Origin of the sequence: Dysosmobacter welbionis, from assembly GCF_005121165.3 — a bacterium.
Taxonomy (GTDB): Bacteria; Bacillota; Clostridia; order Oscillospirales; family Oscillospiraceae; genus Oscillibacter; species Oscillibacter welbionis.
Genome location: NZ_CP034413.3, coordinates 864,206 through 886,266, shown reverse-complemented (window position 1 = coordinate 886,266; position 22,061 = coordinate 864,206). Strand labels below are relative to the sequence as shown.

The 22,061-nt window shown below is 56.7% G+C and carries 23 protein-coding genes; 8 read left to right on the top strand and 15 right to left on the bottom strand.

Features of this window, described 5'->3' with window-relative positions; genetic code table 11:
* Positions 1–2: 2 nt before the first annotated feature.
* Entirely contained in the window at positions 3–221 is a 219-nt protein-coding gene (locus EIO64_RS04720) for a helix-turn-helix domain-containing protein (RefSeq protein WP_136890886.1), read from the bottom strand.
* A gap of 276 nt (positions 222–497) precedes the next feature.
* Between EIO64_RS04720 and EIO64_RS04715 the strand changes: the two genes are divergently transcribed.
* Positions 498–1,115, top strand: a complete 618-nt coding sequence (locus EIO64_RS04715) for an LIM domain-containing protein (protein ID WP_136890885.1) — start codon at positions 498–500, stop codon at positions 1,113–1,115.
* A gap of 146 nt (positions 1,116–1,261) precedes the next feature.
* Here the strand turns inward: EIO64_RS04715 and EIO64_RS04710 are convergent, their stop codons facing one another.
* Positions 1,262–2,308 carry a Fic family protein gene (locus tag EIO64_RS04710; protein ID WP_136890884.1) on the bottom strand — a complete coding sequence of 349 codons (1,047 nt, stop codon included), beginning with the start codon at positions 2,306–2,308 and terminating at the stop codon, positions 1,262–1,264.
* A gap of 1,123 nt (positions 2,309–3,431) precedes the next feature.
* On the opposite strand from EIO64_RS04710, the gene EIO64_RS04705 reads away from it, so the two are divergent.
* The 3 genes from EIO64_RS04705 to EIO64_RS04700 are packed head-to-tail and all read left to right on the top strand — an operon-like array spanning position 3,432 to position 5,567.
* The gene (locus tag EIO64_RS04705; RefSeq protein ID WP_346730078.1) at positions 3,432–4,220 is read left to right on the top strand and encodes a CaiB/BaiF CoA transferase family protein; all 789 of its coding nucleotides are present in this window, start codon (positions 3,432–3,434) and stop codon (positions 4,218–4,220) included.
* Positions 4,145–4,630 (top strand): CoA transferase, encoded by a 486-nt coding sequence (locus EIO64_RS18980; protein ID WP_346730077.1) that lies wholly within the window; start codon positions 4,145–4,147, stop codon positions 4,628–4,630. The genes EIO64_RS04705 and EIO64_RS18980 overlap by 76 nt, the downstream gene beginning before the upstream one ends.
* 22 nt (positions 4,631–4,652) lie before the next feature.
* The gene (locus EIO64_RS04700) at positions 4,653–5,567 is read left to right on the top strand and encodes a hydroxymethylglutaryl-CoA lyase (RefSeq protein ID WP_119311485.1); all 915 of its coding nucleotides are present in this window, start codon (positions 4,653–4,655) and stop codon (positions 5,565–5,567) included.
* 404 nt (positions 5,568–5,971) lie between these two features.
* On the opposite strand, the gene EIO64_RS04695 is transcribed toward EIO64_RS04700, so the two are convergent.
* The 5 genes from EIO64_RS04695 to EIO64_RS04675 form a co-directional block, all read right to left on the bottom strand.
* Positions 5,972–7,417 (bottom strand): SLC13 family permease, encoded by a 1,446-nt coding sequence (locus tag EIO64_RS04695; protein ID WP_119311484.1) that lies wholly within the window; start codon positions 7,415–7,417, stop codon positions 5,972–5,974.
* A gap of 316 nt (positions 7,418–7,733) precedes the next feature.
* Positions 7,734–9,587, bottom strand: coding sequence for a sigma 54-interacting transcriptional regulator (locus tag EIO64_RS04690; protein ID WP_158629701.1), 1,854 nt, complete (start codon positions 9,585–9,587; stop codon positions 7,734–7,736).
* Positions 9,588–9,881: 294 nt separating this feature from the next.
* A complete protein-coding gene (locus EIO64_RS04685; RefSeq protein ID WP_158629700.1) occupies positions 9,882–10,796 on the bottom strand; it encodes a hydroxymethylglutaryl-CoA lyase in 915 nt (304 codons plus the stop codon).
* A gap of 150 nt (positions 10,797–10,946) precedes the next feature.
* Entirely contained in the window at positions 10,947–11,945 is a 999-nt protein-coding gene (locus tag EIO64_RS04680; RefSeq protein ID WP_207754067.1) for an AEC family transporter, read from the bottom strand.
* Between the two features lie 17 nt (positions 11,946–11,962).
* Positions 11,963–13,372 (bottom strand): sigma-54 interaction domain-containing protein, encoded by a 1,410-nt coding sequence (locus tag EIO64_RS04675; RefSeq protein ID WP_158629698.1) that lies wholly within the window; start codon positions 13,370–13,372, stop codon positions 11,963–11,965.
* 309 nt (positions 13,373–13,681) lie between these two features.
* On the opposite strand from EIO64_RS04675, the gene EIO64_RS04670 reads away from it, so the two are divergent.
* Genes EIO64_RS04670 through EIO64_RS04655 form a run of 4 tightly spaced genes read left to right on the top strand, consistent with a single transcriptional unit; the run spans position 13,682 to position 16,482 of the window.
* Positions 13,682–14,038, top strand: coding sequence for a DUF997 family protein (locus EIO64_RS04670; protein ID WP_025543856.1), 357 nt, complete (start codon positions 13,682–13,684; stop codon positions 14,036–14,038).
* Positions 14,039–14,085: 47 nt separating this feature from the next.
* Complete coding sequence (locus EIO64_RS04665) at positions 14,086–15,618, top strand: sodium:solute symporter family transporter (protein ID WP_249390803.1); 1,533 nt, start codon at positions 14,086–14,088, stop codon at positions 15,616–15,618.
* Positions 15,619–15,634: 16 nt separating this feature from the next.
* The gene (locus EIO64_RS04660) at positions 15,635–16,366 is read left to right on the top strand and encodes an alpha/beta fold hydrolase (protein ID WP_136890879.1); all 732 of its coding nucleotides are present in this window, start codon (positions 15,635–15,637) and stop codon (positions 16,364–16,366) included.
* A gap of 26 nt (positions 16,367–16,392) precedes the next feature.
* Positions 16,393–16,482, top strand: coding sequence for an alpha/beta hydrolase (locus EIO64_RS04655; RefSeq protein WP_207754066.1), 90 nt, complete (start codon positions 16,393–16,395; stop codon positions 16,480–16,482).
* Between the two features lie 101 nt (positions 16,483–16,583).
* Here EIO64_RS04655 and EIO64_RS04650 read toward each other — a convergent pair whose 3' ends face one another.
* The 8 genes from EIO64_RS04650 to EIO64_RS04610 all read right to left on the bottom strand — a co-directional run bounded on the left by EIO64_RS04650 (position 16,584) and on the right by EIO64_RS04610 (position 22,046).
* Positions 16,584–18,374 (bottom strand): aconitase/3-isopropylmalate dehydratase large subunit family protein, encoded by a 1,791-nt coding sequence (locus tag EIO64_RS04650; RefSeq protein WP_158629697.1) that lies wholly within the window; start codon positions 18,372–18,374, stop codon positions 16,584–16,586.
* Positions 18,375–18,387: 13 nt separating this feature from the next.
* A complete protein-coding gene (locus EIO64_RS04640; protein WP_136890876.1) occupies positions 18,388–19,488 on the bottom strand; it encodes an aconitase family protein in 1,101 nt (366 codons plus the stop codon).
* A 55-nt stretch (positions 19,489–19,543) separates the two neighbouring features.
* Positions 19,544–20,164 carry an RraA family protein gene (locus EIO64_RS04635; RefSeq protein ID WP_136890875.1) on the bottom strand — a complete coding sequence of 207 codons (621 nt, stop codon included), beginning with the start codon at positions 20,162–20,164 and terminating at the stop codon, positions 19,544–19,546.
* A 170-nt stretch (positions 20,165–20,334) separates the two neighbouring features.
* Complete coding sequence (locus EIO64_RS04630) at positions 20,335–20,637, bottom strand: hypothetical protein (RefSeq protein ID WP_136890874.1); 303 nt, start codon at positions 20,635–20,637, stop codon at positions 20,335–20,337.
* Positions 20,638–20,652: 15 nt separating this feature from the next.
* A complete protein-coding gene (locus EIO64_RS04625) occupies positions 20,653–21,033 on the bottom strand; it encodes a hypothetical protein (RefSeq protein WP_136890873.1) in 381 nt (126 codons plus the stop codon).
* Positions 21,030–21,485, bottom strand: a complete 456-nt coding sequence (locus tag EIO64_RS04620) for a hypothetical protein (RefSeq protein ID WP_136890872.1) — start codon at positions 21,483–21,485, stop codon at positions 21,030–21,032. The genes EIO64_RS04625 and EIO64_RS04620 overlap by 4 nt, the downstream gene beginning before the upstream one ends.
* A 20-nt stretch (positions 21,486–21,505) precedes the next feature.
* Positions 21,506–21,646 carry a hypothetical protein gene (locus EIO64_RS04615; RefSeq protein WP_170180085.1) on the bottom strand — a complete coding sequence of 47 codons (141 nt, stop codon included), beginning with the start codon at positions 21,644–21,646 and terminating at the stop codon, positions 21,506–21,508.
* A gap of 22 nt (positions 21,647–21,668) precedes the next feature.
* Positions 21,669–22,046 (bottom strand): hypothetical protein, encoded by a 378-nt coding sequence (locus EIO64_RS04610; protein ID WP_136890871.1) that lies wholly within the window; start codon positions 22,044–22,046, stop codon positions 21,669–21,671.
* Between the last annotated feature and the right edge of the window lie 15 nt (positions 22,047–22,061).

Sequence of the window (22,061 nt, the reverse complement as noted above, 5' to 3'; positions counted from 1 at the left end):
ATTTAACGACTCTTATCAGGATCCGGCACAATCTCCACGATATCTTCTATCCGGCAATCCAGCGCAGCGCAAATCTTCGCAAGAATCTCCGTGGTAACATGCCCGTTCCGCCCCATCTTAGTGACGGATGCTGGGCTGATACCCGCCTTTTCATATAAGTCTTTTTTCTTCATGTCCTTATCGATGAGCAGTTTCCAGAGTTTTTTATAACTCACAGACATAAATATCTCCTCCGTACCGATATGCGAAAAATGCTCTGCCACTTGGCAGAGCATTCGGTCTATTGCAGCCATACTGCCAAGGCCTATTCCAACACTTGACAGCGTTGTTTATAATGATAGCACATTTGGGCAGGAAAAGCAAGAAAATGATAAATCCGCACGAATTCCGACCCTATTGGATTTCTTTTCGAGCTGCAAAAGAAACGGTTGAACCTCCGGGCAGTCAGAGCTACAATGCCAACACCTCATCGTGAGGACAAACTGATTGGAGGTTAAATGATGAATTATGAAGTAAACCCGTTTCAGGACTACGAATCGATCACCATTGATGAGCTGAAGGATCAAGCTAACAGTCTACTGAATCTGGTAACGGAAGAACAGCGGCCGCTGCGCGTATGCATGAATAATGGCAAGGAGTTTCTGCTGTTCCCTCAGGATCTGCTCGCCCCAATCTGCGACTCTGACTTTCGCTTGATTCTGCTGTCGGCAATGCGGTATGCGATGGGCAGGAATACTTGTATGCCCATGGTAGTCGCTGATTATATCAAGCGTCACACTCAGCTTCTGGATGATAAGTTTCTCGTACTGGCTGCCGATGAGATTAGGCGGCATCTTGAAGATTACGCAGAACACGAGCCGAATCCGAATCTTTGGCATGACCTTTTAGATGCACTTGAGACAGAACAGAGAGAGCGTGCCACTCGTAAGGCAAGGAAAATCAGACTATGTCCAGCCTGCGGAAAACCATTGGAGATCATGAGCATTACCGACAACTGGCATTCACCCGGCGGCTTCGATGTGATTGCTCACTGCCGAAATTGTCTCTCTAATTATGAATGGTTCTGCGATAAGGATGGCGCTGTCTCAGATATGAAGCAGTATTTCTTCGGGTAAGGCAAGTGTGTGTTCCGGCAGGAGACTTTGGTGTATTCCTTGTTTATAGCGGCTCAACCCTTAAACTGTGCGCCAACTACTATAAAGCGACTAAAAGGGCCGCACCTGCTCGTATGAACAGGTGCGGCCCTCTAATTGACGGAAATTTAATTCAGTCTGAAATAGCAGGTGTTTTTACCTTTTCCTTCTTTTTTCAGTTCACCAACGGCGACTAACTTCCGCAGAGCACCCTCAATGGAACTGTCGCTGAGCGTCGGGCAGAGCTCCCGGATGTCCTGCTTATTAAACCGCCCGATTCTATTCTTGCTTGCTCTGCGCACCATTTCCAGTGCGGGCAGCTTGGTTTCCACAAGCGCCATGCGATCCTCAAAGTCCTTATACGCCGCAAGAATTGTCCCGAGCAGATACTTGATGAAAGGCACTACATCCTCTGTGCCTTCGTGCCAGCCGGTTTGCGCCTGTGCAAGCGCATCATAGTACAAATCCTTGTTTTTGGCGATTTTGGCTTCAAGTGAGATATACTTGCCGACATAAAATCCGCTCCGGTACAAAAGCAGCGTTGTGAGCAATCTGCTCATTCTTCCGTTGCCGTCATTAAACGGATGAATGCACAGGAAGTCATGGATGAAAACCGGGATTGCAATCAACGGCTCCAGCTCCATATTTCCAATCACACGGTTGTATTCCTCGCAGATTCTGTCCAGCGCTTCCGGCGTTTCATAAGGGGCAAGCGGCGTGAACAGCGTTTTCACATGACCGTCCGGATAGGTGGCAGTGATATAATTCTGCACGCTTTTTGTGCGGCCCGCAAGCGGGTTATTCATGTGGCTGTACAGGATTTTGTGAAGCTGCAGGATATAGTTCTGCGTAATTGGTATCGCGTCAAAGCTCTCATGAATGATACTCAGCACATCGCGGTATCCAGCGATCTCCTGCTCATCTCGGTTCCTCGGCGTGGTTTTCTCCTCGACGAGCTGCCGGATTCGGGTACTCGTGGTGACGATGCCCTCGATGGCATTCGATGCCTCAGTGCTCTGTATCTTGGCAATCTCCACGAGCTTTTCAAGTTCCTCCGGACGCTGCTTCAAATACAATTCTTGCTTTCCGGCTTCCTTGTATATGGCCGCAATTAGGCCAAGAACATCCGAGTCCCACTTCTGTTCCTTAATTGCAGAGTAATTGAAGGTTCTCATTCCCTCACCTCCATTCGCTTTCCCTTAAATAGTAATACGAAATAAGGGAATAGTCAATAGACTGTGCCATAAATCCCTTACTATTATGCCTGTATTAAGGAATTTATACTCAGGGAGCACGAAAAGTACCTCGCTTATCTTCCTGCCTATTCTTTGTCTATAGCGGCTCAACCTTTGAGCCGCACCCTTGCAGAAACCACTTGCATAACACCCTCCGCAGAGTTACAATGCAGACGATTTGAAACACAAAACGCTTCCCGTCCGGCCCCGGTGACAGTTCACCGGAAACCGGGCGGGAAGCGTTTTTGACCACATAGATTACCACATACGGCTCCGGAACACTCGGAAACAGCGGAGATAAGAGCGTCAAAGAGTAAGTGAAACAAATTAAAAAGCGCCGAAAACCGCTATAAACGAGCGGAAAAAGTATTCCCGATAAGTTTGGGAAATGAGGGCAAGGGCTCGCCCATCTCAGCGGGAAAAGTTTGTCAAAAATGCAGTTGTATGTTGCCGGCAGCAGGCTGCAAATTGAGAGGAGCTGTGTGAAGAACCTGTCGACACTGATAGCTCATTCAGCCAGAGAGATCAATGTCTGGCACCACATAATTCCAGGAATGATCAAGGAAGAGCCGCAGGTTGGTGGGGGAGAAGGCGGATGAGGCGCTATTTTCTTCATTTCAATATCTACTGTAAAATAAAGGAGCAGCATTCTATCGACCGGAACATTGCTCAGATATCGGCATGACTGCCAATAGAACCAGATGGGAGCGAATGTGGCATTTCCCAGGCGCATGAACGCCATGCTCTCAGGAGTTGAAAGCTGCGGACGATAGGCGCATCCGACCGGAAAATTTGGCTCCGCAGTAGGTCTTCTTGAAGTGTTACGGGATGTAACAATATGTTACGGTACATTTAATACTTACTGATACAAATTAGCAGCTTGATAGCGGACGGTTCAAAAAAACAGACCGATATCTGTGGTATTACGACGTCTGGGCTGCTCCAAAATGTTGGCACAAAAATTGCTTAATATCCCGATAGGATAAGGCCCTCCTCTGGTCTCGCCCCCAGAGCGATAGGCCAATTCTGAAGGCATATTATTGACGGAAAAGGAAGGTTTATCATGGAGCACGAAAAAGGCCTGCTGGAAGGCATTGTTATTCTGGATCTGACCCGCGTGTTGGCAGGGCCCTACTGCGGTGCGCTGCTGGCGGATATGGGCGCTACGGTTATCAAGGTCGAGCAGCCTGGCAAGGGTGATGACAGTCGGAGCATGGGCCCCTTTATCAATGATCAAAGCGTTTACTTTGCCAACTTTAACCGCAGTAAGATGGGCGTCACCCTGAACCTGAAAGCCCCCGAGGCCAAGGAGATCTTCAAGGAGATGGTGAAGAAGGCCGACGTGGTGATCGAGAACTACCGTCCCGGCACCATGGAGAAGCTGGGCCTGGGATATGATGTGCTGAAGGAGATCAACCCCGGCATCATCTATGGCGCTTGCTCCGGCTTCGGCCACACAGGCCCATACAGCAAGCGTGCGGGTTATGATATTGTAGGTCAGGCCATGGGCGGACTGATGAGCACCACCGGCTGGCCTGGCGGCCCTGCCACCCGCTGCGGCACCCCCATGGGCGACGTGCTGGGAGGGCTGAACCTGACCGTCGGCGTGCTGGCGGCCCTGGTGAACAAGCAGAGGACAGGTCTGGGTGAAAAGGTCGACGTGGCACTGGTGGACTCTGTGGCCTCCGCTATGGAGAATATCACCATGATCTATCAGTCTACCGGCCGTATCCCCAGCGGATCGGCAACCGTTATGAGTCCACCTATCCCTATGATGTGTTCCCGGCCAGTGACGGCGACGTGGTCATCGCCGCCGGAAACGCCAAGCTTTGGAAGATCCTGTGCAGTGTGATGGGCAGCCCCGAGCTGGCTGATGCCCCCAAGTTTGCAGGCATCCAGGAGCGCATCGCAAATCACGAGGAGCTGCGGGAGATCATCAGCAGTTGGACCAGAAACCATACCATTGACGAAATCGACAAGATGCTCAATGACGCCGGCTGCCCGGCCTGTCCGGTGAACACTATTGACCGTCTGGTGAAGGACCCCCAGATCGCCGGCGACCGCGGAATGTTCCCGGAGATCGACCAGCCCGGCATGGGCAAGCTGCAGATCACGGCCATGGCCCAGAAGCTGACCCGCACCAAGTCCTGCCCCAGAAAGGGGGCGCCCCTGCTTGGCGAGGACAATGCCGCGATCTACGGTGAGATGCTGGACTTCGACGAGGCCAAACTGACCGAGCTGAAGGAGAAAGGCGTTATCTGATTTTAGAGGAGGATTTCCTGTCATGAGCAAGCAAGTTGAAGTCATCGAAGTGGGGCCCCGGGACGGATTCCAGAGTGTCAAATGCACCCCGATCACCACGGAGCAGAAGCTGACCGTCATCGATCAACTGGTGGCTGCCGGAGTGAAGCACATCGAGTATACCTCCTTCGTCAGCCCCAAGGCCATTCCCCAGCTGGCAGACGCGGCTGACGTGACCCGGGTGGTGCTGGAGAAATATCCAGACATGGATCTGTTCGCACTGATCCCCAACCTGCGGGGCGCACAGAACGCCTATGAGCTGGGCTTGCGGCGGGTGTGCTATGTGGTCTCTCTCAGCAAGAGCCATAACAAGGCCAACATCAACCGCACCCACGAGCAGTCTCTGGAGGCGTACAAGGAAATCCGGGCTGCCTATCCCGACCTGGACATCATCGTGGATCTGGCCACCACCTTTGGCTGTCCCTTTGAGGGGAAATACGACAATCCCTCCGCCGCGGTAAATTTTCTGAAAGACTATGTGGACGCCGGTATGAAGACCTGCTGCCTGTGCGATACTATCGGCATTGCCGATCCCGCCCAGGTGCGCGCAGTGATCGGCGCCGTGAAGAACGCATATCCCGGTCTGGATCTGATGGTCCACTTCCATGATACCCGCGGCCTGGGCATGGCCAACACCCTGGCGGCCATGGATATGGGGGTTACCAAGGTGCAGGCTGCTCTGGGTGGTCTGGGAGGCTGCCCCTTTGCCCCCGGTGCCTCTGGAAATCTGTCCACAGAGGATGTGGTGTGGACTCTCAATGAGATGGGCTGCGACACTGGCATTTCCTTCTCCAAGCTGCTGGCTGCTGCGAAGGCCCAGATGCAGGCCATCCCTGGTACATACAGCGGCCACCATATCCATGTAGAAAAAGAGACTCCCTGCAAGCCTGAGCGATAAGTCATCTAACACACACTCCTTCCCGCCCCCTTCCCAAATGGAAGGGGGCGGGGTTTTTCTGCAGGGCTGGGCGAAGAAGATGCAGGCGGGGATTCTGCGGCGGCTTACGCAGAGCCCGTACAGAGAGAAGAACACAGGGGGATCGCACGAGAAAGGGCTGACGCACAGGGCTTTGGACGGGCTGGCCCTGGGGATTACAGACTCTGTACTCGGGGTGTATGTACCCTATGATTCTCCTGAGGCCGCCTGTGAGACAGCTGGAAGAGACGGTGTGGATCGGTCCGCACACCTGTGCTGTGCCTGTGAACTCCAGCAGCTGGATCGCTGGAGCGGAGGAGCGGGGGGACAGGAAAGGGCTCCGCACATACTGTGCGGAGCCCTTGTGACAGATGTACCAGGGACGGTCAAACCGTGCCGACACCGAAGATGCCCATGGTGATGAAATACAGAACGATGGGGAAGATGATCAGAGCGATGAGCTTCAGGCCAAGGCCGCATTTCAACATATCTTTCAGCTCGATTTCGCCGGAGCCATAAGCAATGGCGTTGGGGGGCGTTCCGGGAGGCAGCATGAAAGCAAAGTTGCAGGCCAACATGCAGGCGATCATCATGGCAAAGGGACTGACTCCGATAGCCTCGCCCACACCGGCCAGGACCGGGATAAAGGCGGCCACGACCACGGCGTTGGTAGTCAGTTCAGTGAGAACAGCGGTGACAATACCAACCAGAATTACAATCAGGATGGAGTTCATGCCCGCCAAGCCGGAGAGCATATTGGCGATCCACTCCGCGCAACCGGCATCCCGGAAGGCGTTGCCCATGACCATGGAGCCGCCCAGCAGAATAACGGCGTTCCAGGGGATGTCATTGAAGCCGGTCTTCCAGTCGCAGACGTACTCACCTTTCTTATAATCCATAGGTGCAATCATAACCAAGATTGCACCGAACATGGCGATAGTTTCATCCGTGGCATAGGGGAACCAGTCACCCCAGACCAGAGAACGGGTGACCCACAGGATGACACACAGAACGAAGATGGCGGCAACCCACTTCTCGCCCTTGTTCATGGGCCCCAGTTCCTCATACTGCCTGCGGGCGATGGAGATGTCAGTAGGGGGCATCTTGTCGACCTTGAAGAACTTCACCATATAGAGCCAGAAGAAGGGGATCAGGATGACGGTGAAAGGCAGGCCGATCTTCATCCAGTCCAGAAAGTCGATGTCGATGCCAATGGTCTCACGGATCAGGCCGATGCCGGTGGGGTTGGTGGTGGTGCCGATGACAGTTGCCATGCCGCCGATGGTGGCGGCGTAGGGGATGGCCAGGACCATGGCTTTCTTTAGACCGGCGGCATTATCGCCCAAGGTGCTGGAAATAGCCAGAGCTACAGGCAGCATCATGACAGTGGCGGTCGTGTTGGACATCCACATGGACACAAAGCCTACGGCAATGATGAATCCCAGGATCAGAGTGGTGGGCTTCTTGCCGACCTTGCTGACGATGCCCAGAGCAATACGCTTGTGCAGGCCGTGCTTCACCATGGCGCCGGACAGGAAGCCCACGCCCACCAGCAGGTAGCAGGTGGAGTAGGCATAGTGCGCGAACAGCGTGATGTCATTCTGTCCCTTGGAGCCGGTGATTTGCATTACCGGGAACAGGAAGATCGGCAACAGCGCTGTGAACGGGATCGGCATGGCCTCAGTGATCCAAAAGACCACCATCAGTACGGTGACGGCCAGCACCCGCTGCCCCACCAGCGACAGCCCTTCAGGCGTCGGCATGAAGCCGATGACCAGCATGGCAACGATGCCGACAAGGAAGCCGATCTTTTGGACTTTTGTTTTACCCATGGAATCTCCTCCTAAAAGATAGTAGAGTCTTGCCACAGGATCCCCTGTGACCTGCCCAGACGCAGCTCGCCCACGACGTCAAAAGCTATTATTACAGATATAGCAAAAAATGTGCCAATCCTTCGGGGAAAATTCATATATTTGACTAAATGTTTGAAAAAGCTGTAGAAAATTTACAAAAAGGGGGTAAAAATGCACAAAAAACGCCTTGCCCGCGAATGAAAATAGGCAGACAAGGCGTTTGGCCGGGGGAGTGTAACGCGATTTGTTAAACGTGTGTTGCAAACGGTTAAAGGCGCAGCAGAAAATGAAACGATCACCGTTGGATGCCGTATTTTTTCATCTTCCGCCATAGAGTTTGTCGACTGCAGCCAAGGCTTCTGGCGGCATCCGCCATAGAGCCGGGGTGGTTGTGCAGAGCGGCCTCGATGGCGCGGCGGTCACGTGATTCCGTTTCCTGGCAGGGTTCCGGCGCAGGCTCAGCGCGGCGGCGCAGAATATCCGACACCGTCACGGAGGAGGCTCCGGCGTTCCTCATCAGAATATTGGCCCGCTCCACAAAGTTTTGTAGCTCCCGGATATTGCCGTACCACTGATAGGGACCGGCCTGTTCAAGCAGATACAAGAACTGGCTCTGCATGATGGGGTCCTTGCCGCCGGGCAGCTGGCGGAACAGATGGAGGCCTAAGATCTTCACATCGTCACCCCGCTCCCGCAGAGGCGGGAGCTTCAGGTCCAGCACGTCCAGACGGTAATACAGGTCCTCCCGGAAGCGGCCTTCCACGGTCTCCTGCAGCAGATCCTTGTTGGTGGCGGCGATGATGCGCACGTCCACAGGGATCACCCGGCTTCCGCCCACCCGGCGGATCTCTTTTTCCTGCAGGACCCGCAGCAGCTCCACCTGGGTCTCCCGGGGGATCTCGCCGATCTCGTCCAGAAACAGGGTACCGCCGTGGGCCAGTTCAAACACGCCCTCCCGGCCGCCCCGGGAGGCGCCGGTAAAGGACCCGGCCTCATAGCCGAACAGCTCGCTCTCCAGCAGGCTGTTGCTGATAGCGGCGCAGTTGATGGCCACAAAGGGGCCGTCCCGGCGGTCACTGGCGTTGTGGATGGACTGGGCGAACAGCTCCTTGCCGGTGCCGGTCTCCCCCAGAATCAGCACGGAGGCACGGGAGGCGGCATAGCTCCGGGCAATCTGGATGGTGCTGCGGATGGCTGGGGAGTCCCCCAGGATATCGTTGAAGGCGTACTTGGCCACCAAGCCCTTTTCGTGCAACTTGAGGCGGATCTTCTGTTCGCTGTTCTGCAGCTGCTTCACGTCCTGAAAGGTGGCCACTACGCCCCGGCGCTGGCCGTCCACCAGGATAGGGATCCGGTTGGTGTTGCACAGGGTCTGGTGGATCTGCATGATCTGGTCCAGCTGCTTCTCGCCGCTCTCCAGCACATCCGGCAGAAGGGTATTGGGCAGGACCGCCTCCACCGGCTGTCCCACGGAATCCGCGGCCCGGCAGCCCATGATCCGCTCTGCCGGAGGATTGAGGACCTGAATCCGGCCGTTTTCATCAATGGCCAGGATGGCGTCATGCGTGAAGTCCAGTACTGCCTGATACATCTCTGATTGAGTCTTAAAGAGGCACTGTTTTTCTGCTTCCTCCACCTGGACACGGCGCAACTGAGTGGCACTCTCCAGTGCATTGAGAATGGTCTCCACGGAATTTTCCACGATCACATGGGGAAGTCCCAACCTTTTGGCCCACGGATCGGTCCAGGCACCGCCCACACTAAACACCGCGCCGTCTTTCAGGGCACGCTCCACGCAGCCCCGGCAGTCGGCAAAGCTTTTGAAGATGTAGTTCTTTGTCTGCACCTCCAGCATCTCACACATCTGCAGAATATCAGAACTCATGGGATCATAGGAAAAAAAAGCAATCAGTCCAGGTGTGTGCAGACCACGCTCCTTCAGCATCCAAAGATAGTCAGAGAGGGAGTTGTTCAGGCTCACGACTTTCAGGTTGGTGACCTCTTCCACGATCCGGCGGGTCCCTTTGCGGGTGATAATGATTTCGGCACCCGCAGCTGCCAGCGTCTGTGCACACTTGACCGTCTCCTGGCGGCCGCTGGCGGCCACCACTACATCAATGTTCTGATAATTCTCCTGTTTGATCAGCATCTCAGCTTTTTCCGCCAACTGTAGGGTCGGGGCCATAACACAGATATCGTTGACATGCTGAACGTCTTTCCAATTCAATATCTCCACATATATACCTCTCTGCTCTACGTTTTGAACGCAGATACGGATGGACCGACTGAAATCTGTCCGCACTACGCGCCAGCGAAGGGATGCACCAGAAAAACGTTGCACTGGGATGGGAGTGATTTTCCCTAAAAGGCTCCCAAGTCCGGGGAAGGACCGGCGTCAGCAGCGAGTGAAACGCCGCTGGTGCCATTCTGTGCCGCTGATCCCTTAGACGCAGGGCTTCGTCTTGTACAGGGACATCAGATGGCTGACGATAGGGGCGTGGACATACTGTTGGAGCAGCAGCACCGCCTCATGGAGTGCATCGTTGTCGATGCCGGTCTCAATGCCCATCTCATGCATCATGTTCAGGGTATCCTCTGTGGCAACATTACCGGCTGCGCCGGGGGCGAAGGGACAGCCGCCCAGGCCGCCGGCCGCGGTTTCAAACTTGTGGACGCCCAGTTGCATGGCGGCCAGGGTGTTGGCCAGAGCCAGGCCCCGGGTGTCGTGGAGATGCATGACGAACTTGTCCGCTCCGAACTGGGCGGTGAGCGCATTCATCAGGTCATAGGTGCGCTTGGGATTGGACATGCCTACCGTGTCGGCAATGGAGATTTCCTTGCAGCCCAGATCCAGGCCGAACTGCACCATTTCCGCCACCCGCTCGGTGCGGATCTCCTCTCCAAAAGGACAGCCCAGAGCGGTAGCCAGAGCCAGGCGGAAGTCGATCTTGTGGCCGTACTCCTGAATCAGGGTCTTGAACTGTTCCATGGATTCCTCCGGCGTCCGGCGGACATTGGCTATGTTGTGAGAGCGGCTGACACTGATGACATAGGTCAGTTCGTTGATGCCGCACTCCACGGCGGTCTCCACGCCCTGGGCGTTGGGGACCAGCGCTACCGTGCGGACGCCGTGCGCCTTCAGCGTATCCCGCACAGCGGCCACAACCTCCTTGGCGTCGGCCATCTGGGGGATGGCTTTGGGGCTGACGAAGGAGACAACCTCCAGCCGCTTGAAGCCGGCCTCTGCCAGCTTCTTGATAATAGCGACCTTGCCCTCAAAGGGAATGATATCATGGACGTTCTGGAAGCCGTCTCTGGGGCAGACTTCGATCAGCTCAATGCGTTTCGGTAGATCCATTGTGAAAAACTCCTTTCCATATTTGCTGATTGGCATGATATTTGTTCGACCTGCGGATATAGTCCGCAGAGGATACGCTTGACCACCGGAGAGTTGCATGGCGTGTCTTATGTAACAGAGACAATGTTTCAAAACGTTACGGCGTACGCCCTATATGAGCCGCGCTGTGCGCATGGCAAAGATGATGGCTGTCATGGTGAACAGAGACATCAAGTGGGTCACTACTACGGCGCTGCAGGCCAGGGCTCCGTCGCCGCCCATCTTGTCTGTGATGATGTAGACATTGACGGCGGCCGGCATGGCGCCGACGATGATCAGGGTGACCAGCTGCTCCGCCGGAAGGCCGGCGGCGATCCCCATGGCAGCCCAGATGGCCGGCATCAGCAACAGCTTGACACCGCAGAGACGCATGAGCAGCGGCAGATCGTTCTTCAGGGCACTGAGACGGATGCTTCCGCCCACCACCAGCAGCGCCATGGTATTGGTGGCGGCCTGGAAATAGCCCAGGCTCTCAGAGACCACGAAGGGCAGCTGGATCTTGAAATAGGCGAAGGGGATGGCTGCAAGCACAGCCAGGATCATGGGGTTTTTCAGAACGTTCAGAAGCACGGTGGACAGGCGGAACCGGCCCTGGCGCTCCTTGACAGTCATCAGAACAACGCCCTGAATATTGTAAAGGGGGATCACCAGCGCCAGGATCAGCGTTGCGCTGGGCACATGGGAGACTCCATAGATATTTCGCAGAAGAGCCGTGCCCAGATAGACGAAATTGCCCCGGTAGGCGGCATGGGAAAAGGCGCTCTGCTTGCTGCGGTCCGGACACAGCAGCCAGCCGGCTGCCCAGGCCAGCGCGAACTGCAGCACCACGCCGCCCGTTGCCACCGCGACATATCTGATGTCAAAGGCGGTGCTGAGATCGCTGGTGGCGATGTCCAGAAACATTTTTCCAGGCAGCAGTACGTAGTACACCAGATTGGTGGTATGGGCAATGTAATTCTCTGTGAAAAACCCCTTGTGGGTGAGAATACAGCCCAGCCCCATGACGATGAAGAGGGGCAGGCTCATATTGAGGCTGAACAGCAGATTCTCCAGCAAAATCGGTTCCTTCTCTCCCGCGGTGTTCAACACCGCGTCAAAATTATTAAGCAATTTTCATGCCGGCTTTTTCAGTGGAGCGGTTCTTCTCCGGGGCCCTGGCAGTTCCCGGATGTCCGGGGTGGCTTCAAACCCAGCTTCTCCAGCTTCCGGTACAGGGTGGAAAGGTGGAGCTCCATCTTTCCGGCGGCTTTTCGAAGGTCCCCGCCGCAGGATGCCACCATGGCGGAGAGGTATTCCCGCTCATAGATATTCATGGCCTGCTGATAGGGCAGAAGGTCCGGGACTGGGCATTCGCTGGTTTTTGGAGAGGATATGCCCGGTGGGATTTCCCGGAAGGCCGCCGCATCGATGATGGAATCCCGGCTCTCCACCATCATCCGCTCCACGGTGTTGCGAAGCTCTCGGACATTGCCCGGCCAGGACCACTGTTCCAGAGCCCGAATCAGAGCGGGCATCAGATGTTTTGTAAAGCCATACTTTTTGTTGAAAAGCTGGACAAAGTACCGGGTCAGTGGGGCGATATCCGCCACTCGTTCCCGCAGAGGCGGCACGTGGATGGTCAATACGTTCAATCGGTAATACAGGTCTGCCCGGAATGCCTTTTCCTCTACCATCTCCCGCAGATTCCGATTGGTGGCGGCAATGATCCGTACGTCGCATTTCTGGATTCGGTTGCTGCCCAGACGCTTGACTTCGCCGGTCTCGATGATCCGCAGCAGTTTGGCCTGGAGTTCCAGAGACATTTCGCCGATCTCATCCAAAAAGATAGTGCCCTTGTCGGCGAACTCGAACAGGCCGATCCTGCCGTCCTTGGAACCGCCGGTAAAGGTGCCCCGTTCGTAACCGAACATCTCCTCTTCCAGTAAAGAGGGGGGGAGAGAGGCGCAGTTGATCGGGATGAAAACCTGATCGGCTCGGTCACTGCGGGCATGGATGTATTTGGCGAACATCTCCTTGCCGCTGCCGGACTCGCCGTACAGAATGACGGTGCTGTCCACCGCGGCTACATGATCGGCATACTCCAGCAGTTTCACCATGGCATCACTCTCCGCGATGATCATGGATGGAGTTTTGTCAGTGCCCTGCATGAAGCGAATGACGTTGCGGACGTTGTCCCGCTCCTGGTCGAACTTCTCCAGCAAGGTGTACAGCTCCTCCTCATCCCAGCTGTATGTAGGGACGTATTGCAGCTCCCCGTCCGGGCCGAAGTGAGGCCGGGACAGGGCAAGCACCTGTCGGCCGGAGGCGGTCAGCGTGTGGTTGCTGAGACACTCCTGCTTTGTTTCCAACGTCTTGATGGAAGAAGCGCTGGTGGCAAAGCAGTAGCCCTTGAGGGTATCATAGATCGAGAGCTGCAGCAGCGTCTCACGGTCGACACCCAAAAGGCGACAGGTGCCGTCGCTGACATAGAGAAAACGGCCCCGGTCATCCGTGACCAGCATGCTGCCGAAGTAGTGCTCCGCCAAGATCTTCAACAACTCATATTCCTTCTGAGCTGCGGGGGTTGAAGCCAGATCCCCGGCCAGATGTGTTTCCGGTCTCTGTACCATGCTGTGGTCAATTCCTTTCTGAAAAATTTGCATTTCGCCGAAATGCGAAAAACAAATTCGCGAATCAGAGAAAATCAGAGGGCATTTTTTCTAATATATCTTGGAAAACGACAAAATTGCAAGGACAATTTAGGCAAAACGGACAATAAATGAATGGCATATCTTTTGCTAAAAAGAAGAGCAGCAAGCCGGACCGGAATCTGCCGGCCGGAAGAGAATTTTAAAGGAGTGAGAATCATGGAAAACAAAAAACTGTCAAATGTCGATCTGGAGAGTACCGACTATGACCCCGCCCAGGTGGGCAATCTGGACCGCCGCCTGGAGGTGGGCAAAAAAGACGCCGTGTTCTTTCACGTGCTGGGGGTGGTGGCCACAGTGATCGCCACCATCTGGATGTACGCCTTCGGAACCGGCGATCCCGCAGAGATGAGGTACTTTCTGGGCATGCCCATGTGGGTGTCTGGCGCAATCGTGATTTATCTGGCCATGTTTGTGGTGGGCATGATCTGGCTGGTCAAATGGGAGGAGTTTCCGCTGACCGCAAGGTTTAAGAAAGACAGTATGAACAAGAAAGAGGGAGGGGAACAAGCATGAGTTATGATCTGGGCGGATTCTCTGTAACCGCGTCCACATCTCGGGTCATGTTGATCATCTTTGCCGTTTACAGCGTTGTTATCGTGGGCTTCGGCTTCTACATCAAATATCAATCCAAAAAGGGCGGTAAAGACGGCCTGGCCTCCTTTCTGACGGGCGGCGGCGGGCTGGGAGCCTTTGCCATCGCCATGATCGCCGCTACAAATTCCATGGCCGGCGGCACCATGGTGGCCGCGCCCGGCCTTGGGTATTCCGTTGGATTCACAGCTGCATTGGTCTATTACGCCGGTTTCCTGACTGCTGCCTATGGCCTGGGCAGCGTGGGGCGCAAAGTGGCGATCCTGCGTGACCGCACCGGTGCCGTCACGTTCCAGCAGCTTTTGGGGCTGCGGTTCCAGTCTAAAAAGGTCGTGGGGGCGCTGGCTATCACCGGAGCTTTCGGCCTGACTTTTTTCGCCGTGGGTCAGATCACCTCCGGCGCCAAGGTCTTCGCCGCTGTCACCGGCTCCAACTCCTACTACTTGGGCATCCTGCTGACCATCGTCATCACTGTGATCTACACCGTCTCCGGAGGGATCAAGTCCATGGCCAAGGTGGCCAGCATTCAAGGTGTCATCATGCTGATTGCCACGTTCTCCATCATCGGTGTTCTGATTGCCGACAACGTGGAAAAGTACGGCAGTGTCCAGGCCGCCATGGAGTATCTGGGCACAGCCTTCCCCGGCGCGATCCAGGCGGACACAGGCTTCACCTTCTGGAACGCTATGGGCACTGCGTTGTTTGCCGGCGTGGGCCTGGGCGCTGTACCCCACGCCCTGTCGGTCACGATGACCTACAACAACCATAAGAAGTTGAAGCAGGGCGTCATCATTTCCTGCTGTGTATTTACTCTGATCCAGGGCATCATGTGCTTCACCGGCCCCCTGACCCGGGCCATTAACCCCGGCCTGGAGACTGCGGACTATACGACCATCTTCAACGCCACCAATCTCCTGCCCTCCTGGATGGGCGGCATCATTTTCTGCGGGATCTTTGCTGCGATCCAGTCCTCTCTCGCGGGGCTGGCCATGGCCGGTGCGTCCATACTGGCCAAGGACTTCGTGGTGGACTGCTGGAAGCCAAACACGCCTCCCAAGACCCAGAGCACCATCAACACCGCATTTGTATTGGGCATCTCCCTGGTGGCGACGTTGATCGCCCTGAAGCCCTCTACCCTGACCCAGTACATGATCAACTTCGCCCTGGCAGCCCTTGCAGCGGCCTGGTACTTCCCTGTTCTGGTGGGCATGTACTGGAAGAAAGCCACAGCAAAGGGAATGTTCGCCTCTACGGTGGGCGGTTTTGCCGCATACGTCATTCTTTATTTCATCTCCGGCGTGATCCCATCCACAAAGGAGTGGTGGGCTGCGGCGCTGGGGGGTGTCCACGCTTTCCTGCCTGCCTGGCTGATCTCTCTGGTGCTGTTGGTGGCTGTCAGCTATGCCACGCAGAAAGAACGGGTCAAGCTGGGATATTTCCAGGTGTTCTTCTGTGAGGACTATGATGAGAAGTATGCCAAGATCGATACATTGAAAGACTAAGAAAGGAAGTAGAGGTATGATCAGGAGCAAGGACAATTTCCTTCAGGTCAGCGACGGCGCCTGGATCTATTTTGAGGACTACGGCAAGGACAAGGGGGAGCCGATCATGATCCTCCATGGCTTTCTCTGCTCGTCCAAATTTTTCTATAAAAATATTGATGCCCTCTCCGCCGATCACCGGCTGGTGCTGATAGACTGGCGGGGGCACGGTTCTTCGTCAAAAACGCTTCAAAATCTCACTATGGACCGCTGTGCCAAGGATGTTCATGAACTCATTGAGTATTTGGGCCTGGAGGATGTGACACTGCTGGGCTGGTCTATGGGCAGCAGTGTGGTGATGGAGTACTACGAGCAGTTCGGCGACGAGCATCTGAAGAAGATCGGCGTCATCGACTCTGCCTTGTACCCTTTTTCGCCGGAGTCCTGGAACAGCCATTCTTTGGCGGGCTTCAACATGGACGCCATGACTGCCACCTTGGAGAACGCGCTCTCCCACCACGATGATTACGCCCGGACGTTTACCCGGCTCTGCTTCCATACACCGCCTTGTCAGGAGGACGAGGACTGGGTCAGTACGGAAATGAAGAAGCTGCCGGTATATATCGCCTTTGCTCTGTATAACGATTTTTTGTTCAAGGATTATACAGAGACTCTCTCCAAGATCGACATTCCCCTCCTGCTGTGCTGTGCGGACAGCCCGGCCATCCCCCGGGGATCGAAATGGGGCGGCACTATCGGGATTTGGTGAATGGTAATTGCTGCTTCCACGAATTCTTGGATCTGGGACATGTGATGTTCCTGGAGGACCCGGAGCAGTTCAACAAGACCATCCTGAACTTTGTGGAGAATTACACCTGGACATAAAGCCCGCTCACCCGACCCTCACAGAACACAGGCTCCCGGCTACACCAGACAGCCGGGGGCCTGTGTTGGGGTACCCCGGAAGCGGGCCTGATCTGGGACCGTCACAAATAGGGCGCGGGGTCGGCGATGCGTCCCTCCAGCGCGGAGGCCGCGGCCACTGCGGGACTGGCCAGAAAAGTCCGGGCGGCAGGGCTGCCCATACGGCCGATGAAGTTGCGGTTGTGGGTGCCGATGACCACCTGCGCTCCGCTGACCAGACCGCCGCTGCGGCCCTGGCACAGAGAGCAGTATGGATGGGTCACCATGGCGCCTGCCTCCACCAGCGTCTTCAGGTATCCCAGCCGGGCGGCCTCCCGGTAGACAGCTCTGGAGGCCGGCGTCACGATCAGCCGGACAAAGGGGGCGATGGCGTGTCCTTTCAGCACTGCCGCCGCCGCGGCCAGATCCTCCAGACGGCCATTGGTGCAGCTGCCGATGAACACCTGATCCACCGGCGTGCCCGCTACATCCTCGATGGGGTGTACGTTGTCCACCCCGTAGGGGCAGGAGAGATAAGGCCGGAAAGTGCCTGCGTCATAGGTCAGGACCCGTTCGTACCGGGCATCCCCGTCAAAGCGAAGCCAGTCACAGTCCGCCAGGTCCACGCCGCAGAAGGCGGCGGTCTTTTCGTCCGGGGCGAACAGGGCCGCCTTGGCCCCGCACTCCACTGCCATGTTGGCGATGGCGGCCCGGCCGGAGATGCTGAGCTGCTGAATGGTAGAGCCTGTGAATTCCAGGGACTTGTAGATGGCACCGGCGGCAGTCAGGTCTCCCAGTACCCGCAGGATGATGTCCTTGGGAAAGACACCTTTGGGCAGGGTCCCGTTCACCACCACCTTGATGGCGGAGGGGACCCGGACCCACAGCTGCCCGCAGCCGATGATGGAGGCCATCTCCGTATAGCCGACGCCGGAGGCGAAGGCGCCCACGGCACCGTAGGTGGTGGTGTGGCTGTCCGTGCCGAAGATGATCTTGCCGGGGGCGGCCAGACGCTCCTCCAGCGCCAGCTGATGGCTGATGCCGTCCGCCACATAGAGGCGCTTCACGCCATACTCGTCCTGGAAGCGGCGGCTGTACCGGAAGCATCGGGGGTCATCATCCAGACAGGTGGGGTACAGATGGTCCACCATGACGGAGATCCGGTCCGGGTCATACACATGATAGAATCCCATGTCCCGGAACTGCTGGAAGATATAAGGGGTGTAGATATCATGGAGGACCGCCTCGTCCACCCGGACCGTCACCACGTCTCCGGGGCGTAGGTCCTGTGCGCCGGTGTTGTGGATGAGGAGCTGCTCCGCCAGGGTATGGCCTGGACGGTGGACGTCCCGCAGCGTGTCCCGTGGAGCGGGAGCGGCCGGGAGAGATTTGTCCAGCGCCCGCATCCGGGACACCAGGCCGCCGTAACGGAGGATATCCAGTACCTCCGTGCTCATACCGGGGACAGGGTAGGCCGTGCCGTTGCAGATGATCTGCCGGCCTACCTCCACCTTCACAGTGTCGCCTTCCCGGCAGCGGTCATACAGGTCCCGGCACTCGATCAGCAGCAGGCCGTTGTTGATGGCATTGCGGAAAAAGATCTTGGCAAAGCTCTTGGCGATGATGCAGCGGATGCCCGCGGTTTTGAGGACGGAGGCAGCCATCTCCCGGGAGGAGCCGCAGCCGAAGTTCTCCCCGGCCACGATGGCATCCCCGGGCCGCAGCCGGGCGGCCAGCTCTGGCCGCAGGGGCTCGAACAGATGGGGGACCATCTCCCGGAGGGAGGGCTTGGCCAGATACTTGCTCATGATGATGATATCAGTATCGATATTGTCGCTCAGCCGCCAGATGCGGCTGCAAAACGTCTGTTCCATGGCGGACCTCCTCTCAGGAACCATAGAGACTGCCGGACAGCGCCGCCTGGGCGGCCCGGCGGACCGTGGTCAGGCAGATGCCGCTGTGGGCTCTGCCCGCCCAGCCGGCACAGTTGATGGAGCCAGTGGAGACGAACACCTCCGCCTGATCGCACCGCCCCTGGCTCTGGGCCCAGCAGGCGGAACAGCCCTGGTTCATCACCAACGCCCCGGCATCCAGAAAAACATCCAGAAGCCCTTCCTCTAGTGCCTGGACATAGACAGAGGAAGTGGCGGGCGCCACCATGACCCGCACATAGGGGCATACGGTCCGGCCCCGCCAGAGGTCCGCTGTCTCCCGCAGGGCCTCCAGGCTCCCGCCGCCGCAGCCGCCGATGAACACCTGATTCACCCGCAGTCCGTCGGTTTCTCCGGCGGGAACGACCCGCGCGGCGTCCCCGGGCGGCGTTGCCATGGGCTGAAGGGCAGTCAGATCCACCGTCTCATCTGCCGGGAAGTCCTCCCGCACACAGAGCGCGGTCACAGCTCCGGCGGCGCCCAGCAGGCCGCACAGGTCCATGGCCTGGGCGGCGGTCAGCTGCGGCGCCCGGATGACCACGGCTTTTCCGCTGCACTGGCCGCTCCGGATCAGGGTCCAGGCCAGATCCCGGACGGAGAGATAGGGAGAGAGCGGGCCGGTCACCGCCAGCCGCAGCGGCGGAGCCGGGGACAGGGAGATCTGCCCGCTCTCCAGCGCGCCGGCCAGCTCCGCCGGAGGCAGGGACAGGCCCACCGCGCCGGCGGCTCCCACCGCCGCGGCATGGGCTCCGCCGGAGAGGACGATCTCGCCCTCCCGCAGCCCGGACTCCAGCAGCAGGGCATACCCGATGCCCCGGCCGGAGCGGAAGACGGCGCCGGTCTGCCGGGCCCAGTCCAGCAGGGCTTTCTGTTTTTCCGCCACCGCCACGGAGCCGGCGGGAGTGTCGTGATCAATGACCACCCAGACCCGGTCCGGCGCGGCGGGGGAGACAGCGGTGATCTGCTCCACTGCCTCCGGGGACAGGCCGTCCGTCACCAGGAGACGGTCCCACGTCACGGTCCCGCCGGACAAAAGGCGTTCCAGTTTGGAGATCATGCTGCCCCTCCTCACAGTCCCAGCTTTTCCAGCTTGCCCAGCACAGCGGCGGAGGTCAGCTGCCCCTGTCGGATCTCCGCCATGCGGCGGGCCTCGGACTGATGCCGCTTTTCACAGCCCTCCAGCACCCACTCCACCCATGTGGGGGGATGACGGCGACGCCGTTGTCATCCGCCAGGATGATATCTCCCGGATGGACCGGCACACCGCCGCAGCTGATGGGGTGATTCAGCTGGCCGGGGCCATCGCTGTCCGCGGCGCAGGGAACCACGGCGGCGGCGAACACCGGCCAGCCGTGGGCGCGGAGCTCCTCCACATCCCGGACGGCGCCATCCACCACCAAGCCGCCGATGCCTTTGCCGAAAGCGGCCCCGGACATGATTCCGCCGATGACGGCCCTGCGATAGCTGCTGTTGGTGTCCAGCACCAGAATGTCCCCGGGCTGGGCGGACTCAATGGCCTTATGGAGCAACAAATTGTCTCCGGGGTGCAGACGCACGGTTACCGCACAACCGCATATGCATTTGCCCGGTACCACCGGCTGAATAGAGCCGTTCATGGCGTTAAAGCCCTTCAGGGCATCTGCCACCACGCAGACACCATAGGATTTCAAGCGGTTCAACAGTTCTCGGGGCTGCTGGGGAAAACTGGGTCCCATCCAAAATTCTCTGTCCATCACAGGGCAGTCCTCCTTTTTTGAATTCCGCAGAGCGGCGGTTGACTTTATTTTAGCACGTATTTTATAATAGAAGCATCAAATCCAGTCCCCACGCCACTTTTAGGCCATAGGTGTAGGAGTAGTCAAGAAATAACCGGCTCTCCTACACCTTTTTCGACCTCTAATCACTACTTATGGATCTGCCCGAGGGCTTCTTTCAGCTTGTCAAATCCGAACATTGCCGCATAAGCCACCATGAACGCGAGGACCACCGCGGCAAACACCATATACCACACAACAGCGATCCCCTTGATGGAACAATATGCAAAGAAAGCGCCGAGCGTCAGCACCAGCGAAACGATCATCGCCAGAGCATTCGTCGGCAGCTTGTCCCAGGTTACTTTCTTGAGTACCTGTACCACAATGTTCGTCAGCACCACCAGCACGCCAATGATGCTGATGATGACAGACCAGTTCAGTACACTCTCCATATTCTTTTCCTCCTGTTATCCCGCTCCGTCTTCGGGCGGAGTAGAGTTTCCCTTGTCAGGCCACGAGTTGTTCTTGCTCAGGTTTTCAAACAGCGCCTTGAGACCGTAGATCAGCACCACGCCGATGATCTCCTTGAGCGCGACCTGTGACAAGGCCTCTGCGATCTGCTCCCGTCCGAGCAATGCAAGGATATAGCTGCACCATACCCATGCAAGTCCGTTGAGAATGCAGACCCACACGATAATCTTCATCGTGGTGACCTTGAACCCTGCTTTGGAAGAAGACGGGGGGTCCTTTTCAGGAACACCCCCATCCCCCTCCAAAATATCAGTGAACGGTTCCGCTTCTTTGCAGGCTTTCATTTGCTCGGAAAGGCCGATGCCCCACCTGCTCACAGCGTCGCCACCTCCTTCTTATCCTCGTCCTGAAGGAAGTCTCGTTTCTTCAGCCGGACCTTATACACCTCTCGAATGTTCTCAATGGCAATTTCCGCTCGGCTGTTTGGATACTCAGGGTTCTTTTCGCAATAATGCTCGTACTTGTCGATATACCCAAGTACCTCTACGAATTCTTCCTTCGTATGACGGATCGGACGAAGCAGCTCATTGTTAAATCGGAGTATCGCCGCTCGCCAGTCATCGGCCCGGCCTTGATCATCCGTTTTGATATGTGAGTCCAGCTTTTTCTCAATCTCGTCGAGGCGCTTTGAAATGTCAGCATTGATCGCCTTGCCAATGGCTTTGGCGAGTGCTGACCAGGGGTTGATTTTGACGGGGGCGATTTGCACCAGGGTCATAAGGATCAGGAGCAGACCGCCCCCGCCGGCTAAAATCTCTTGAATAGTCACATCTCAATCCTCCGGTGCGTTCATTCTGCCTTGAGCATGGCGATGAGCTCCTGATACTCGCTTTCGGTCAGCTTGCCGGCTGCGAAGAAAATGTCGATCTTTTCCTCAAGGCCGTTGGTCTGGCCGCGCTCGATCATGCGCTTCAGAGTGCGATACAGCATAGTCGTTTTCCTCCTTTCTCAATTATTCCGAGAGACCCAGCTCAAGCAGGGTCAGTCGGTATTCGTGATCCACGCTCATCGCGTCCGTATCCTGGACGATGGAGTCTGTGTTTTTCTGAGCGCGGAACAACGCATAGTTACTGCGGTCGACCTCATTGTCCTTACCCTTTGCAAGGTAGGTGTCGTAGTTCTCCCGCACGCTGGCAGCAAGTCCGGGCCAACTCTCGACCTCAACGCAGTATTCGTCATACTGGAACCCGTCAAGGCCTTCCTTGTCCTCGGCATCCTTAGCGATCTTGCACGCCTCCACATTCTGGTAGAGACGGACAAGACTTCGTTTGGTACCGGGGATCTCTTCCACAGTAAAGCTGCCGGGGTTGACCATTCCCTGTACTTTCATGAAAATCACTCCTTT